Genomic DNA, 17,413 nt, shown 5'->3' with positions numbered 1-17,413 from the left:
AAAAAGAACGACGCACTGTAATCTTAACTGCTTCACAACAGTGCGTCGTTGTGTGGTGCGCATTATAGAGATTTTAGAAATACGTGCAAGCACTTTTTTAAAGTTTTTTTCTAAATGTTTTGTTTTTCAACAAATCACATTATCAACAAAACATAACATATTGATTTATAAACATATTATTTTTCGTCAAAATGAAGTACATTTAACTGTCTGAAACCCCATTTTTGCATCACCTGTTCTCTTTTTAGGAAATCCGCACTATTTTTCGTACAAAACGCCTGATTTTCTCTCTTTTCGTGATCTGCTTTTATCTCTATATCTTTCAGTAAGTTCACCACTCGGTTAGCAATCCCATTACCTGGATCTACAAAAAATTTCACGTTAGGCAAAAGTTGTTGTAACTCATCTTTTACTAAAGGGAAGTGAGTACAGCCCAAAATTACCGTGTCTAATTTCGGGTAATCTTGCCATTCTGCCACCACTTTTTGTAAGCGAAGCATATCTACTACACCCGTCTGTTGCTTTTCTTCCACAATTTCCACTAAATCTGTCGAACCAATTCGCTCCACCACACAATCTTTCGCATAACGTGCTACAAGCTCATCAACATAAGGGCGAACCACCGTCCCTTTCGTTGCTAATAACCCAATGGTTTTCGTTTGAGAAATCTGTGCCGCAGGCTTAATCGCTGGTACCGTCCCCACAATCGGCATTGCAAATCGCTCTCGCAAGGCAGGCAGAACCACCGTACTTGCGGTGTTACACGCCACGACAACCAAATCAAGCGGGTAGATCTCGGCAATTTTTTGCACAATAAACACCGCTCGTTCGATCAACACCGCTTCCGATTTTTCCGAATAGGGAAAATAGGCGTTGTCAAAACAGTAGAGATAATGTGCGTCTGGCAGGCTTTCCCGAATGGCATCGTAAATGGTCAATCCGCCCATTCCAGAGTCATAAAGTAGAATTGTTGGTTTCATTAGATGTTTTTATTTAAATGGTTTCAAAGGAAAATGGTGGCAAAAACAGCTCTCGAATTTCTAACGGATAGCCTTTTAGCAACAGTTGCGAACGGCGAGCGTACAAGCCCGTTTGTTGATCTTGTTGCCATTCCAACGTTACACGTTGCGGATGTTGCGGAAAGAGCCACAAGCCAATCGGTTTATCGCCCAAAGTTAAAACCGCTTGAGCCACAGCGTCAATGGTCGCTTCAGGCAGTAACGTTTGAGCAAAAAGCCAACTACTTTCATCGCCTTTTAGCAACACTTCCCTGACCCACGTTTTTGCAAATTTTTGCTCAAAAGTGACCGCTTGCCACCCTTGCTGCACAATCTCAACCTGCAACTTGGTGCAAACTTGTTGCAACTTTTCCGTGAGAGAATGGGTATGTAACAACCATTGTGCAACATCGCTTGGCAAACCGACTTCCGATGTTTGCCAAGCGGTTGTGGCTAAGATCTTCCGATACAGGTCGAAATCGTGCATTTATGCCCCAAGCTGTTCCAACAAGATTTTCTCTAACACATCATAGCCTTGTTGGGTGAAATGCAAACCGTCGTGGCAAAGGTTGAGATCGAGCTTACCTTCTTGATTTGCAAAGGCATTCCACGTTTTCACATAGCGAATATCCGCAGGGCAATGTACTTCAATATATTGATTTAACAGCAAAATATCCGCATTATCGGTGGTCGCAATGTTATTTACAGGTGTCGCTTCCAACAGATAGTAGCGAGACGTTGGCGATAAGCGTCTGAAATGATCCACAATCTCCAACAGCCAATCCAACACCTGTTTTGGCGAATAATCAGGCTCTTTCACAATATCGTTTACCCCTAAAAAGAGAAAGACATCATCACCTAACTGTTTGATTAAATTGCCTTTTACAATCACATCAAGGTATTGACGTGTACTCGTCCCTGACAAACCTAAATTCGCCACCGTCCGCCCTGCCAAATTTGGCGTACCCTGTTCCATATCCGCCCACATATCAAATAACGAATGCCCAACAAGGCTAATTTGTGGCGATTTGTCAAACTCCGCTTGTTTGCTTAAGGCTCGGTTTAAAATATCTTGATCTGTTTTCATTGTTTGTTCCTTTAGTAAAAAATAGGCTAAATTTTACCGCTTGGGGTTGTTGGTAATTTATAACACGTTTTTCACTCGTAGGGACACACGCAGTGTGTCCCTACACATATTTTTATGCTGATATTTACGCATTACTATACACCGTTTTTTCATCTAGCCAACGGCGAATAAGCAATTTGGCGATCTCGGGATAGGTTACGGTCAGCTGTTTTGCATAATTTTGCACCAACGGGATCATCTTGCGGTCTCGCATTAAATTGGCGATTTTAAACTCCGCCATTCCCGTCTGTTTTGTGCCTAACACTTCGCCTGGCCCACGAATTTCAAGATCTTTTTCAGCGATCACAAAGCCATCTTGACTGTCTCGTAGCACTTGCAAGCGTTTTGATGAAATTTTGCCGAGCGGTGCTTTGTACATAAACACGCAATGGGAAGCCGTTGCCCCACGCCCGACACGCCCACGCAGTTGGTGAAGCTGTGCCAGCCCTAAACGCTCCGAGTTTTCGATAATCATCAAACTCGCATTCGGCACGTCCACCCCCACTTCAATCACCGTTGTTGCCACCAACAAATCGATATTTGCCGCCTTAAATTCCGCCATAATCGCTTGTTTTTCTTGCGGTTTCATTCGCCCGTGAACCAAGCCGATCCGCAAATCAGGCAAGGCTCGTTGCAAATCTTCGGCGATTGCCGCCGCCGCTTGTGCTTCCAACACTTCCGACTCGTCAATCAAGGTACAAACCCAGTAGGCTTGCCGTTGCTCATTTTTGCAGGCTTGATAAACACGGCGAACTACTTCATCTCGGCGATCTTCCGAAATTGCCACCGTAGTAATCGGCGTTCGCCCCGGCGGTAGCTCGTCAATAATAGACGTATCCAAATCGGCATAAACGGTCATCGCCAACGTGCGTGGAATCGGCGTGGCGGTCATAATCAACTGGTGTGGATACACATCGCCTTTCGCCCCTTTTTCTCGCAAGGTCAGACGCTGATGTACGCCGAAACGGTGCTGTTCATCAATGATCACCAACGCCAAATTGTTGAACTCGACCTGATCTTGAAACAGAGCGTGCGTGCCGATAATCATCTGCACATCGCCGTTTTTAATCGCTTCTAGCTGTGCCGTTCTCGCCTTGCCTTTCACCTTGCCAGCCAGCCAGCCCACTTCAATCCCAAACGGCTTCAACCAGTTGGCAAAATTGTTGGCGTGTTGCTCCGCAAGGATTTCCGTTGGTGCCATTAACGCCACCTGCTTGCCGTTATCAATCGCCAACAACGCCGCCAACGCCGCCACCAACGTTTTACCCGACCCCACATCGCCCTGCACCAACCGCATCATCGGAAACGGCTTGGCTAAATCCTGTTCAATCTCATCAGTTACTCGCCGTTGAGCATTGGTCGGTTGGAACGGCAAACTTGCCAAAAAGCGTTGTTTGAGATTAGTTTGATAACACAACGGCTCGGCAAAATGTTGCTGAACGCCCATTCGCACCTGTTGCATCGCCAAATTATGTGCCAACAGCTCTTCAAAAATCAGCCGTTTCTGAGCAGGGTGTTCGCCTTTGTCTAACAGCTCAGACGACACACTCGGCGGCGGACGGTGCAACAGTTGCAACGCTTCTTTTAAGCTATATTTGTGCGGATTAAATTCATCGGGCAACAGCTCTGCCACTTGCACCCGATCCAACAACGCCAACGCCTGATCAGTCAATTTACGCAACGAAGCCTGTTTCAGCCCCTCCGTTGTCGAATAAATCGGCGTCAGCGTTTCCGCCAGCTCAAGCGGTTGGTTCCCCCGAATAATTTGGTATTCAGGGTGATGAATTTCCGCCATAAACCGCCCCCGTTTAATCTCCCCAAAGGCTTTTACCCTTGCCCCAGTTGCAAGGCTATTTTTCATTCCTGCATTGAAGTTAAAAAATTTCAGGGTGATTTTGCTCGTACCGTCAGAAATGGTGGTACTTAAAATCGGACGGCGACCAAACTGCACTTCCGTCAGTTGCACAAAGCCCTCGACAGTCGCAAAACTTTCAGGACGCACATCAGCAATCGGCGTGATCCGAGTGCGATCTTCATACCGCATCGGCAAATGGAACAGCAGATCCTGCACATTATTAATGCCGATCCGACTGAGTTTCTCTGAAATCGCCGCCCCCACGCCCGAAAGAGCAGTCAGCGGCACACCGTCTAATAGTTGTTGGCTCATTGTAAAATGGTTGTGGAAAATAACCGCTTGATTGTATAAAAGAACAATGGGTGTCGCAATGGCACCTTTCTATGATTTGCAAATTATCCGATAGTTCTTTCCATTTTCCCCAAATTAGGTAAGAGAATAACGATTAAATAACCATAAACATATTATATAAACGATATAATTTAATATCTTCTTTCGAAATACGCAGCTGATTAAGTAATTCAGTATCTTCGCTTAAACGTATTCTAGAAAAAAGCATTTTCATTGAAACAGGCATCATTGGACGTGTAGAAAATCCCGTCCACAGCCCCCATTTTCTATCTGCTTCCAGCTGTGAGGCAAGGATTTGAATACTCGGTTTTTCCATTGGCATATGCTTATTTATCAAAATAATATTAGTGACTGCATCAAAATGTTCAATGTAGCCTGTGTAAGTATTCTCACATTCTTGATAATTATTAAAATCCTTATAATTCATATACATAACGACCTTAAAACGATTTTCTTCTAGCTGACTAATAAGATCAACAACGCAAGGTACAATAGAATTATTACGACCATCATAAAAATAGGCATAAAATTGTGATAACCCCATAAAGAAAGTTGGCACTTTGGCTGTAAGGCTGGTCTTCAATTCTCTATGTGGACGAATCAACAACTGCTCAATATCAATATTTAACACTTGTGCAATATGATATAGGGTTGGTATATCAAGAACAATTTCTCCTTTTTCATACTTAGATAGCGTTGATGGATTCTTATAAACAAGCTTTGAGAATTCTACTAAAGTTAAGCCACTTTTTTTTCTAGCGATACGGATTAAACGCCCAATTTCAATATTGATGTTCATATTTTCCTACAAAGATAAAAAGTTACACTAAATACTCTATTTTATTTATTCTAGAAACGCAATGCTTTGCGTCACTCATTTTTATATTTTGAAGAAAATTTAAAAGTTAAATTTTTACTTTAAAGAAAACTGGCTTGATTTGACTGAGTAAAATCAGTGCTTAGAATAAAGATCACTTTAACAACACAAAAGGAGATCACAATGTATAACTTCGATGAAATCATTGAACGCAGACATACAAATGCGTTAAATACTGATGGCTTTCGTTCTTATATCTTTAAAGATGATGATGGAACAATGGAATTCCCCTATAAAGATGAAGAATTTATTCGAATGTGGATAGCGGATATGGAATTTGCCACGCCAGATGTCATTATTGAAGGAATCAAGCAAAGGCTAGATAAACGAATTTTTGGATATACCAGAGTACACGAAGACAGTTATTATCAAGCATTTGCCAACTGGTGTAAAACACGTTATGACTGGAGCTTCGATAAAAAAGATTTGGTAATGTCCAATGGTATTATTCCCGCCCTATTCGAACTTGTGGATTACATCTGCAAATCTGACGAAAAAGTTCTCTTTCTTACCCCATCTTATGCTTATTTCAAATACGCCGCTGACCACACCCACAAACAAATCGTCTGCTCTGATTTGAAAAATACTGACGGTTATTATCAAATTGATTTTGAAGATCTAGAGAAAAAAGCCGCTGATCCTAAAACAACATTATTTATCTTATGTAATCCACATAATCCATGTGGACGTATTTGGACAAAAACAGAGTTAGAAAAACTTGCCGCCATCATTGAAAGACATCAACTTTGGGTTATTTCAGATGAAATCCATTGTGATTTATTGAGAGTGGGCTTAACTCATATACCTTTTGGTAAAATAATGCCTAATTACGAACGTTTAATTACAGCAATGGCTCCAAGTAAAACCTTTAATATGGCAGGATTAATGATTTCTAATGTCATTATTCGCAATAAGGAACTTAAACAGGTTTGGCTAAATCGCCATTACAATTTCGATAATCCTCTGAGTATCGCTGCTGCACAAGCCGCTTATGAAAAAGGGCAAGATTGGTTATCTGAACTACAAATCTATTTAGATAAGAACTTTCAATTTGTTCGTGACTATTTATCTGAGCATCTACCACAAGCTAAATACCGTATTCCAGAGGCTACCTATCTAGGCTGGATAGACTTAAGTGCATATTTTGAACCTCATGAAGATTTATCTAGATTTTTTGCTTATCAAGCTGGTGTTTTACTTGAAGATGGAAATATGTTTGTACAAAACGCAGATAGATGTATTCGATTAAATTTGGCTTGTCCAAAAGCTCTTCTAGCGGAAGGAATGAAACGAATTTGTACAGCAGTAAATAGCAAAAACTAAAAAACAATAAGGAATTTATTATGAGTAACCAAATATCAAAACAAGAAATAGATCCTAAAAAAATACCTTTTACAATGTATGATGCTGGTTGGGTTGTTTTATGTATCGGTATGGCAATTGGGGCTGGAATTGTTTTTATGCCAGTTCAAATTGGATTAAAAGGTATTTGGGTCTTTATTGTAGCTATTGCCTTGTCTTACCCTGCAATTTACTTTCTTCAAGATCTCTATTTAAAAACATTATCGAGAACTGAAGAATGTGAGAATTACACTAATATAATTTCACAATATCTAGGTAAGAACTGGGGAGTAACTCTTGGTGCGATTTACTTTCTTTCTCTTATAATGATATTTCTTTCTTATTCGTTAGCTGTTATTTTCGATAGCGCTTCCTATATCAAGACATTTGGTATTACAGAAACACTCCTATCAGAAAAACCTTGGTATAGTCTCATTGTATTTACAATACTAGTTTCTATTGCAGCACAAGGAGAGAAACTTCTATTTAAAGTATCGGGACCGATGATTATTGTAAAATTTAGTATCATTTTGATTTTAGGCTTACTGATGATACCTTATTGGAATTTTGACAATATTACGTCCTTCCCAGAGTTGTTACCTTTCCTACGAGATGTCTTCCTTACTTTACCATTCACCTTATATTCTATCTTATTTGTGCAAATTCTAAATCCAATGAATATTGCATATCGTAAAATTGAAAGTAATAAAGAAATTGCAGCCTACCGAGCAGTAAGAGTAAATCGTATTACTTATATTATTCTTGCCATCGCTGTTCTCTTCTTTGCTTTCTCGTTTACATTCTCTATTAGCCACGAGCAAGCAGTACAGGCATTTGAACAAAATATATCAGCTCTTGCCATTGCAGCACAAGTAATGTCAAGTGATGCGATTAAGGTAATGGCAAGTATCTTGAATGTTTTCTCAATTATTACTGCTTTCTTAGGGATCTATTTAGGTGTACAAGAATCTATTAAAGGGATTGTTATCAATATACTTAGCCGTTTCATAGAAGAAAAAAGGATCAATAAAATGGTATTGCATTATTCAGTAACCATTTTTATTATTTTGGCTCTTTGGGTTTGGGTCTCTACAAAATTCTCAGTACTTTATTTACTACAGCTTGCAGGACCTACCTATGGTATTATTGCTTGTTTGATTCCTGTTTACCTTATCTATAAAGTAGCAAATCTAAGTGATTTGAAAGGCTTTAAAGCTTGGTATGTGGCTTTCTTTGGCATCTTACTCTGTATTTCACCCCTATTTAGTTTCTTTGAATAACGCTCTAGTATATTGAAAAGATTTAAGGCTAAGTTTGATACCATATCAAACTTAGCCTTTCATATCCAAACACTGAATTTAATTCATAAATCACACACTCGATCTCACCGCTTTCACCACGCCAACCAAATGACTGAGTTTGGCTAAAATATCGTTGAGATGAGATCTATCGGTAACGCTCACTAATAATTTCACTTGATAAACACCGCCTTCTCGCTGTTGGCTGTGAATGTCGAGAATGTTGCTGTTCATTTTGGCAATGGCTGAGGTGATACCCGCTAAAATACCTTGTTGGTTAAGAATATCCACAACGATTTCTGCTTCAAATTCGACCGACTTATCCTTAGCAATTTCCCAACTCACAGGCAGATAATGACGATGATCGGTAGTGGCATCTTTGACATTTCGACAAGTCAAATTATGTACCATTAATCCTTTACCCGAGCTGATATGGGCAATAATTTCGTCCCCTGGCACAGGCAAACAGCATTTTGCAAAGCTAATCAAACCGCTATCCACGCCTTGAATTGCAAGCGGTTGATTGTTTTCAGGGTTGCCATCGGTATCAATTTCTAAGGTTTTACCCGATAAACGTTGAGCGACTACGCCACTGATTTGATTACCTAAACCAATTTCTGCCAATAAGTCGTCGAACTGCTCTAGTTTTAAGTCGTGCAATACCGTTTGGATAACAAGCGGGTCGATTCCGTCAAAATTTTGCAAATTCAGCGACAATAAAAGCTGTCTTCGACCAAGTGAAATCGCTTCCGTACGTTGCTGACGTTTTAATGTATTGCGAATGCACGAACGGGCTTTAGCCGTCACGACAAAGTTGAGCCACAAGGCATTTAAACGTGGGCTTTCTGCCATTTGAATTTCAATGGTTTGCCCTGATTGTAACGCCTGTGAAAGTGGATAAGGCTGATGATCAACCACAGCACCAATACAGCGATCTCCCACGTCTGTATGCACGGCATAAGCAAAATCGACGGCAGTCGCATTGGCGGGCAACTGTACAATTTTACCTTTCGGTGTGAAGACGTAGATGTCGCTTGAGAAAAGATCGGATTTGACGTTCTCAATAAATTCTGCTGAATTACCTGCGCTTTGCTGCATTTCTACAATACTTTTAAGCCATTGTTGCGCTCGCACTTGCACGCTCATATTCGCCTGCTCTTGATAGCCCCAAAATGCTGCGACACCAAGGCGAGCGGCTTGATCCATTTCTTCCGTACGAATCAGCACATCTACTGGCACACCTTTTGGACCGATCATTGACGTATGTAACGACTGATAGCCGTTGGTTTTCGGCACGGCAATGTAATCTTTGACTTGGAATGGGCGGGGCTTATACAGGCTATGCATCTGCCCTAATACACGATAGCAGTTGTCGATACTATCCACGACAACACGAAACGAGTAAATATCCAAAATAGAATTAAAACGTTGTGCCTTTTGGCGCATACGTTCATAAAGATAATAGAGATGACGTTCTTTGCCATAGACTCTGGCTTTAATGCCAAACTCACCTAATCGGGCTTGAATTTCATTTGAGATGCGTTGAATCATCTCTTGATTCGATCCCCTTGCGGCATCGACTGCCATTTTTAATATACGATAGCGATGGGGATACATCGCTTCTAAGCAGAGATTTTCTAGGGTGTTTTTAAGATGCTCAATGCCTAAACGGTGAGCCAATGGTGTATAAATTTCTAAGGTTTCTTTGGCTATGCGCTGTCGCTTATCTGGACGTAATGCGCCAAGGGTTTGCATATTGTGGGTACGGTCGGCAAGTTTGATTAACACGACTCGCACGTCTTTGGTCATCGCCAAAATCATCTTACGAAAGTTTTCGACTTGCGCTTCTTGGCGAGTGCGGAATTTGAGTTTATCGAGCTTTGATACACCCTGCACAATCTCTGCAGTACTTGTGCCAAACTCTGCGGCAAGTTGCTCTTCGGTATAAGGTGTATCTTCAATCACATCATGCAATAACGCTGCCATTACCGCTTCGTGATCGAGTTTCATCTCTGCAATAATGCAGGCTACAGCGACAGGGTGAGTAATATAAGGTTCGCCACTTGAGCGAAACTGCCCTTCGTGCGCATTTTTTGCGACAAGAAAAGCGCGCTTAACGATCTCTATTTGATCTGCGGGTAAATACCGCTGAATAATCCGATCAAGACTCTCAAATAGTTCCACTTTTTACTCCACCACAATGAAAACATTAGAAAAATAAAGATAATGTATAACGAAAAATGGACAATGAAAAGAGTAAATTACCCTTTTGATTGTCCATTTTACTTAAAAGTTAAGCGAATTATGAATTTGCTTGTACATCTGCAAGAAAAGAGATCGCTTCTTTTTCTGCCACTTCTTGTGCAATCGCATCAAATTTCTCTTGCTGATCCATAATTTGATTGTTGATTAAACCTTCTTCAATCTCACGCAAAGCGATAACCGTTGGTTTGTCGCCTTCTTCTGCTACAAGCGGTTCACGTGTGTGAAGTTGAAGCTGTCTTGCACGGCGCGCCGCCGTTAAAATTAAATCAAAACGGTTACCAATTTTCTCTACTGCATCTTGAACGGTTACACGAGCCATTGTTTACTCCAAATTTTGCAAAATTCTGAACTTATAAAAGGTTGGAGATTATACAGAAGTTACTTAAGAGTAGCAATCAAGATAGAAAAATAAAAAATTTTTGAAAAATATTTATTTCTTAAGATTTTTTTAAGATTTGCTTGTTTTAATACACACAACGAAAGGCAAGACACCTTCGTTGAAAACAGTAAACTTAAATAACTATTTTAACTATTCGGAGTAATCTATGAAAAAAGCAATTATCTTAACAACATTATTAGCCGTTTCTACCGTCTCTATGGCAAAAGGTGATGGCGACGATCGCCACCGTGGTGGTTACCATGACGGCAAAGGTCAAATGCAACAAGGCTTCTTTGATGAAAGCCTTGCAGTTAAAACCGTTGCAGATGCCCTTAAAGCGAGCGATGACACACCCGCGTTATTAGAAGGTAAAATCGTCAAACAGATCGATAAAGATGAATTTACTTTCCAAGATGCAACAGGTGAAATTCAGATCGATGTGAGCAAACATGCATGGCAAGGTCAAACCATTTCTCCACAAGATACCATTCAAATTCGTGGTAAAGTCGATAGCGAGTGGGGTAAAACCGAGATTGATGTAAAACAAGTCACTAAAAAATAATTTCTTTTAATAATATACAAGCGGTCGGATTTGCAGAATATTTTGCAAATCCGATCTTTATTTATATACGAACTATTATCAACAGTAATAATATTGTTATATTTTAGGCAAAAAGATAAAAAATTATGTAAAGATGTGAACGTAATTTAAAATCCTATCTCTAAGCAAGGCAATATGTATTTTTATAAGGTTTTTTTATGTTCTCCTTTCTTCCTAAATGGAAATTATCATCCACAACGCTAAATTTTATCGTATCGCTCTACTTTACGTTAGCGCTTAATCTTGGTTTTTATGAACAAGTTCTAGTTGCACAACCACTAACGTGGCAACCTGAAAGCTATTTCTTATTAACTATTCCATTTGTCTATTTCTTTGCATTGAATATTATTTTAAATGTATTATCTATTCCCTATTTACATAAAATAATTATTCCACTCTTAATTTTAATTAGTGCTGCAATTAGTTATAACTCTCTCTTTTTTAATATCTACTTTGATGTAGATATGTTAAATAATGTATTACAAACCAACTTCGCAGAAAGCTCTCGTACATTAACCACATCCTTTTTATTATGGTTATTTTGTTTAGGCATTATTCCTACCTTATTATATTTATCGGTAAAAATAGAATATAAACCGTGGTGGAAAGAATTATTAGCTCGCTTAGGGAGTGTAATGATTTCTGTTGTGGTAATTTTAGGTGTTGCTAAATTCTATTATCAAGATTACGCTTCTTTTTTCCGTAATAATAAAAGCTTGCCATATTTAATTACACCATCAAATTTTGTTGCATCAAGTATTAAGAAAATTCGTCACCACTATCGTGATAATTTACCTTATACCCAACTTGATTTAGATGCAAAATTAGCTAAGCCTGATGATTATCGCCATGTCACCGTGCTTGTCGTTGGCGAAACAACCCGTGCACAAAACTGGGGGCTTAATGGCTATGCACGCCAAACGACGCCAAAACTAGCCGCTCGTGGTGATGAAATCATCAACTTCACTGATGTTAATAGCTGTGGAACCGCAACGGCTGTCTCCGTGCCTTGTATGTTCTCTGCCTTAACACAAGATGAATTTAGTAATGCTAAAGCCTATAAACAAGATAACTTACTCGATATCCTGCAATGTGCAGGCATGGATGTGATGTGGCTGAATAATAATAGCGACTGTAAAGGTGTCTGTGAGCGTGTGCCTACCAAAAATATTATTGAATTAAATCTGCCGGAATTTTGTCGTGACGGTGAATGTTTGGATAATATTTTATTACCTGAAATTGAAAAGGCACTAAAAGAATCTACAAATAAAGATATTGTGATTGTTGCACATACTATGGGAAGTCATGGCCCGACTTATTATGAACGTTATACCGATAAAGAAAAAGTCTTTACGCCAACGTGTGATACCAATGAAATTAATCGTTGTAGCAATGAAGAATTAATAAACACCTATGATAATGGTATTGTTTATTTAGATCAGTTTTTAAATAATATTATTTCAATGTTAGAAAGCCATGAAAAATGGGAAAGTACATTATTTTATGTGTCAGACCATGGTGAATCTTTAGGTGAAAATGGATTATATTTACATGGTGCGCCTTATTCTATTGCCCCTGAATATCAAACCAAAGTTCCTATGATTATGTGGTTCTCAAAAGAATGGGTGAAAAACGAGCCATTTGATTTAAATTGTGTTCGTAAAAATGCGAAAACAAAAACCTATTCTCACGATAATTTTTTCCACTCTGTAATTGGTACTACAGACTTAAATTTATCCCTTTCTACTTATCGTAAAGATTTAGATATTTTAGGACAATGTCGTAAATAAAATAAATCTAAAATAGTTTAAATAGACAAGCGGTGAGATTAGTAAAATATTTTGCAAATCTCACCGCTTGTTATTATTTAAAAAGAAAGATTATTTTTTCACGCCTGTAATTCGACACCACTCTTCTTTTTCCACCACAGGATCAAGATTGAACGCCGTTTGATAAGCCTCACAGACTGACTCGGCTTGTGTGGCAAGAATACCTGATAAGCCTAAATCTCCTTGCGGTTTGACTAACGTGATAATTTGTGGCGCAAGCTCTTTAAGCGGACCTGCAAGAATGTTGGCAACAACAACATCTGCAATGAGATCTTTCGGCTGATCTTTTGCAAGAAAGAGCTGTAATCTATCCGCTACACCATTAGCTTCTGCATTGTTTTGACTTGCTAAAATCGCTTGTGGGTCAATATCAATCCCGATAGCCTGTTTTGCCCCTAATTTAAGAGCCGCAATCGCCAAAATCCCCGAACCGCAACCGAAGTCAATCACCGTTTTACCCGTCAAATCAAGCCCGTCAAGCCACGCTAAACAAAGGGCAGTTGTCGGGTGTGTTCCTGTACCAAAGGCAAGACCTGGGTCTAACATCACATTCACCGCATTTGGATCAGGCACTTCACGCCAGCTTGGGCAAATCCACAACCGCTTGCCAAATTGCATTGGGTGGAAATTATCCATCCACTCCCGTTCCCAATCTTTATCTTCAATCTGCTCAATTTTGTGGGCAAAATCTACCGCCACTAATTTGCTTGCCACCAATTCCGCTACAATCGCTTTCATATCGGTTTCTGCATCAAACAACGCCACCACATCGGTATTGCCCCAAAGTCGAGTTTCCCCCGGCAACGGCTCAAAAATCGGCGTGTCTTGGCTGTCCATAAAAGTCACGGACACCGCCCCAATCTCTTCTAAAAAATCGCTGATTTTCTCAGCTTCTCTGTCTGTACTATTTAAACGAATTTGTACCCAAGCCATTTTGTTTTCCTTTATTTCTAGTCTAAATATCTCTTTCAAAAAACTTTTCATTAATTTCAATGCCGTTATCAATCATCAAGCATTTAACTTCATTCAGAAAATTTTGTGTTTTATGATGTGTTTTTTGGTTTTTTATGTAATTAATAATTTGTATTTTATCTCTTTCACTGTATGTCAAAGCACAATAACCAACAGCCCAAGCTGTAAAAAATGGAAATTCTTCTTTATGACGTTCTAACAAAAGATGAGTCGCATTTTTTAATTGCTGCACAAAATCTGCAACCGCAATTTTAGGGTGGAGATCAACCAATAAATGAATATGATCAGGCATACCATTTATACGATATAAAACCGATTTTCTCTCTTTGATAAACTTCCAAATAAACGTATATAAAATTTCTTCATAGTTTTCTGTTATTGCTGGCACACCTGATTTTGTACGAAAAATAATGTGATAAATCGCTCTCGTATAACTCATCTTATTTCCTTAAAAAATAATCTATACAAGACCACATTTTGTATGCATTGGTAAGCAAGCTATCAAGTAAACATTTTAAGTTTTTCGATCGAGATCACAAATTTAGTTATAACGGTATGCTCTACCCTGAGCCACTGCGTGGCTCACTTATACTTAACCTTGTACGCTTTAGCGTGCAAGGTATATATCTGATTACATTGCCACCTACCCTGCACGGCAAGCCGTACAGGGTTAATCATAAGTCAGTCCCACTGGGACTGTATGCCTTGAGCCACAGCGTGGCTCACTTATGCCTAACCTTGTACGCTTTAGCGTGCAAGGTATATATCTGATTACACTACTGCCGGCACGGCACACCGTACAGGGTTAGTCATAAGTCAGCCCCGTTGGGACTGTATGCCCTGAGCCACTGCGTGGCTCACTTATGCTTAACCTTGTACGCTTTAGCGTGCAAGATATATATCTGATTACGCTACTACCTACCCTGCACGGCAAGCCGTACAGGGTTAGTCATAAGTCAGTCCCACTGGGACTGTATGCCCTGAGCCACTGCGTGGCTCACTTATGCTTAACCTTGTACGCTTTAGCGTGCAAGGTATTACCCCCTACCCCCAACCGTAATCCGATCCAACTTAACAGTCGGTTGCCCTACGCCGACAGGTACACTTTGCCCCTCTTTGCCACAAGTGCCGATACCTAAATCGAGTTCCATTTTTTTGCCGACCATTGAGACCTGTTGCATTGCTTCAATGCCACTGCCGATCAGCGTTGCCCCTGTGACAGGTTTGGTGATTTTTCCTTTTTCAATCAAGTAGGCTTCTGCGGTAGAGAAGACAAATTTGCCCGATGTAATATCCACTTGTCCGCCACTGAAATGGGGAGCATACAAGCCAAATTCGACGGATTCGATCATCTCGTCAAATTCGTGGTTGCCTTCGGTCATATAGGTGTTGGTCATTCGTGGCATCGGTAAATGAGCATAGGACTCACGGCGCCCATTTCCTGTTGGGGCAACGCCCATTAAACGTGCGTTGAGCTTATCTTGCATATAGCCTTTCAAAATTCCGTTTTCAATCAACACATTACGTTGGGATGGTACTCCCTCATCATCAACGGTAATCGAGCCACGCATATTCGGCACAGTGCCGTCATCTACAATAGTGCAGAGTGGCGATGTCACCAACTCACCAACTCGCCCTGTGAACATTGACGACTCTTTGCGATTAAAATCGCCCTCCAAGCCGTGTCCGACCGCTTCGTGTAGCAAAATACCCGGCCAGCCTGCCCCTAGTACAATCGGCATTGAGCCTGCGGGTGCTGCAACCGCATCAAGATTAACGACCGCTTGTCGTACCGCTTCTTTGGCGAGATAAACCGCACGGCTGTCGCCCGTATGATGTGGCTCAAAGAACCATTCCAAACCAAAGCGTCCGCCTGCCCCTGCACTGCCCCGTTCACGTTTGCCGTTTTGCTCAACCAACACTGAAATCGACAGACGCACCAACGGACGAATATCCGCCGCCAAAGTGCCGTCCGTTGCCGAGACTAACATCTCTTCATAAACCGCCGACAAGTTGGCATTCACCTGAATAACACGGGGATCTTCCGCTCTTGCCACGTTATCCACAAGGTGCAACAGCTCCACTTTCTGCTCACGGCTTAAGGTATCAAGGGGATTGATTGACGTATAACGTTTGATAGCGGTCGTTTCTTTGAAAGGTTTTACCAATAACTGACCGCTTTCCTGCGTAATACTACGAGCCGCTATTGCACACTGTTCAAGCTGAGAGAGCGAGATTTGATCCGCATAGGCAAAGCCTGTTTTTTCACCCGATACCGCACGCACACCAACACCTCGGTCGATATAAAAACCGCCCTCTTTGATAATGCGATCTTCCAGCGACCAGCTCTCATCTTGGCTGAACTGAAAATAGAGATCCGCATAATCAATCTGACGGCTCGAAAAATGATCTAACACTTTAGTGAGATCGGATAATTGAAGTCCGCTTGGCAACAGCAGACTGTTTGAAACTTGGTTTAACATTGATTTTCTCGAAAAGTAATAAGCGGTGCGATTTTAACGGATTTTTGCAATGGATAGGGAAATTTTTAGGGAAATATGATCTGTGATATACTTCCGCTGATTATCTGTTTTATCTAAGAAGTTTTACAATGCGAGATCCCCTTCAATACTATTTTTTAGAAATGCGTGAGCATTATCTGCACGTTCCTTATCTCAACCAACAACGCCGTATTCGTGTGCTGTTACCTAAAGGTTATCGCGAAGAAGCAGGACATTACCCTGTGCTTTATATGCACGATGGGCAGAACATCTTTTATAGCAAAGAGTCTTACTCAGGTCATTCGTGGAAAGTGATCCCCACGATTAAAAATCATAAAGAATTTCCGAAAATGATCATTGTCGGGATTGATAATGCAGGCGAAAATCGCCTTGATGAATACGGTCCGTGGCGAACGGATACCGGCTCAACTCCTGAAACGCAGAATGCTGGGGGCTACGGTATGGCGTATGGGCGTTGGGTGGTGGAAAGCGTTAAGCCGTTTATCGATCAACATTATCGCACCAAACGTGATCGTGAGCATACGCTATTGGCAGGCAGCTCAATGGGCGGTATTATCACCGCTTATATGGGGGCAGAATATCCTGACGTTTTTGGGCATTTGGGCGTCTTTTCCCTTGCTTCTTGGTTTAGCGAACCTGCCTTTTTAGAGTTTATCCACACTCACCCCTTAAACCGCTCGAGCAAGGTCTTTATCCAGGTGGGGACGAAAGAAGGTGATGAAGTCGATTCGCACTTTATCTCAAATATGAACCAAGCCTACATCGATTGTACGCTACACTATTATCAAGCCTTGCTCCGCACGGGTCACCCCTTGGATAACATTCGCTTAAAACTCATGGCGAACGAGATTCACCACGAGATGCACTGGGCGGATCATTTTGTCGAGTTTTTACGGTTTTCGTTGATGAATCATTAAGTACAAGCGGTCAGTTCTATAAAAAGATTGCAAATTTCCGCAAGAATCTCACCGCTTGCTATCATATAAATAAAGCACATCA

General features: G+C 40.7%; 15 protein-coding genes. 5 read left to right on the top strand and 10 right to left on the bottom strand.

Translation table 11 applies throughout. The features are described 5' to 3' along the window. Positions 1-176: 176 nt before the first annotated feature. The 5 genes from murI to C5N92_RS00820 all read right to left on the bottom strand — a co-directional run bounded on the left by murI (position 177) and on the right by C5N92_RS00820 (position 5,129). The gene (gene murI / locus C5N92_RS00840) at positions 177-980 is read right to left on the bottom strand and encodes a glutamate racemase (protein WP_111748990.1); all 804 of its coding nucleotides are present in this window, start codon (positions 978-980) and stop codon (positions 177-179) included. 13 nt (positions 981-993) lie between these two features. Beyond that, on the bottom strand, positions 994-1,485 hold the full coding sequence (locus tag C5N92_RS00835) for a chorismate--pyruvate lyase family protein (protein WP_111748989.1): 492 nt from the start codon (positions 1,483-1,485) through the stop codon (positions 994-996). Beyond that, positions 1,486-2,085 (bottom strand): SGNH/GDSL hydrolase family protein, encoded by a 600-nt coding sequence (locus tag C5N92_RS00830; protein WP_111748988.1) that lies wholly within the window; start codon positions 2,083-2,085, stop codon positions 1,486-1,488. It lies immediately after the preceding gene. Between the two features lie 124 nt (positions 2,086-2,209). Further along, on the bottom strand, positions 2,210-4,291 hold the full coding sequence (recG, locus tag C5N92_RS00825; protein ID WP_111748987.1) for an ATP-dependent DNA helicase RecG: 2,082 nt from the start codon (positions 4,289-4,291) through the stop codon (positions 2,210-2,212). A 133-nt stretch (positions 4,292-4,424) separates the two neighbouring features. Beyond that, positions 4,425-5,129: a helix-turn-helix domain-containing protein gene (locus C5N92_RS00820; RefSeq protein WP_111748986.1), complete on the bottom strand. Its 705-nt coding sequence runs from the start codon at positions 5,127-5,129 to the stop codon at positions 4,425-4,427. A gap of 201 nt (positions 5,130-5,330) precedes the next feature. On the opposite strand from C5N92_RS00820, the gene C5N92_RS00815 reads away from it, so the two are divergent. Further along, positions 5,331-6,530 carry a MalY/PatB family protein gene (locus C5N92_RS00815; RefSeq protein ID WP_111748985.1) on the top strand — a complete coding sequence of 400 codons (1,200 nt, stop codon included), beginning with the start codon at positions 5,331-5,333 and terminating at the stop codon, positions 6,528-6,530. 20 nt (positions 6,531-6,550) lie between these two features. Then, a complete protein-coding gene (locus C5N92_RS00810) occupies positions 6,551-7,828 on the top strand; it encodes an amino acid permease (RefSeq protein WP_111748984.1) in 1,278 nt (425 codons plus the stop codon). Between the two features lie 90 nt (positions 7,829-7,918). On the opposite strand, the gene spoT is transcribed toward C5N92_RS00810, so the two are convergent. Both spoT and rpoZ read right to left on the bottom strand, forming a co-directional pair. Then, complete coding sequence (spoT, locus tag C5N92_RS00805; protein ID WP_111748983.1) at positions 7,919-10,030, bottom strand: bifunctional GTP diphosphokinase/guanosine-3',5'-bis pyrophosphate 3'-pyrophosphohydrolase; 2,112 nt, start codon at positions 10,028-10,030, stop codon at positions 7,919-7,921. Between the two features lie 118 nt (positions 10,031-10,148). Next, positions 10,149-10,430: a DNA-directed RNA polymerase subunit omega gene (gene rpoZ / locus C5N92_RS00800; RefSeq protein ID WP_005712079.1), complete on the bottom strand. Its 282-nt coding sequence runs from the start codon at positions 10,428-10,430 to the stop codon at positions 10,149-10,151. A gap of 226 nt (positions 10,431-10,656) precedes the next feature. On the opposite strand from rpoZ, the gene C5N92_RS00795 reads away from it, so the two are divergent. Both C5N92_RS00795 and C5N92_RS00790 read left to right on the top strand, forming a co-directional pair. Further along, complete coding sequence (locus C5N92_RS00795; protein ID WP_111748982.1) at positions 10,657-11,052, top strand: YgiW/YdeI family stress tolerance OB fold protein; 396 nt, start codon at positions 10,657-10,659, stop codon at positions 11,050-11,052. 197 nt (positions 11,053-11,249) lie between these two features. Beyond that, positions 11,250-12,881, top strand: a complete 1,632-nt coding sequence (locus C5N92_RS00790) for a phosphoethanolamine transferase (RefSeq protein WP_111748981.1) — start codon at positions 11,250-11,252, stop codon at positions 12,879-12,881. 90 nt (positions 12,882-12,971) lie between these two features. On the opposite strand, the gene prmA is transcribed toward C5N92_RS00790, so the two are convergent. From prmA to tldD, 3 genes are all read right to left on the bottom strand, one after another. Continuing rightward, positions 12,972-13,853: a 50S ribosomal protein L11 methyltransferase gene (prmA, locus tag C5N92_RS00785; protein ID WP_111748980.1), complete on the bottom strand. Its 882-nt coding sequence runs from the start codon at positions 13,851-13,853 to the stop codon at positions 12,972-12,974. A 22-nt stretch (positions 13,854-13,875) separates the two neighbouring features. Next, complete coding sequence (tnpA, locus tag C5N92_RS00780) at positions 13,876-14,331, bottom strand: IS200/IS605 family transposase (protein ID WP_111748979.1); 456 nt, start codon at positions 14,329-14,331, stop codon at positions 13,876-13,878. Positions 14,332-14,929: 598 nt separating this feature from the next. Then, positions 14,930-16,375, bottom strand: coding sequence for a metalloprotease TldD (tldD, locus tag C5N92_RS00775; protein ID WP_111748978.1), 1,446 nt, complete (start codon positions 16,373-16,375; stop codon positions 14,930-14,932). Positions 16,376-16,503: 128 nt separating this feature from the next. Between tldD and C5N92_RS00770 the strand changes: the two genes are divergently transcribed. After that, the gene (locus tag C5N92_RS00770; RefSeq protein ID WP_111748977.1) at positions 16,504-17,331 is read left to right on the top strand and encodes an alpha/beta hydrolase; all 828 of its coding nucleotides are present in this window, start codon (positions 16,504-16,506) and stop codon (positions 17,329-17,331) included. Positions 17,332-17,413 lie beyond the last annotated feature (82 nt).

Origin of the sequence: Glaesserella australis, assembly GCF_003260095.1 — a bacterium.
In the GTDB taxonomy this organism is placed as follows: Bacteria; Pseudomonadota; Gammaproteobacteria; order Enterobacterales; family Pasteurellaceae; genus Glaesserella; species Glaesserella australis.
Note: the sequence above shows the minus strand (reverse complement) of the source record. Positions and strands in the feature narration are given on the sequence as shown.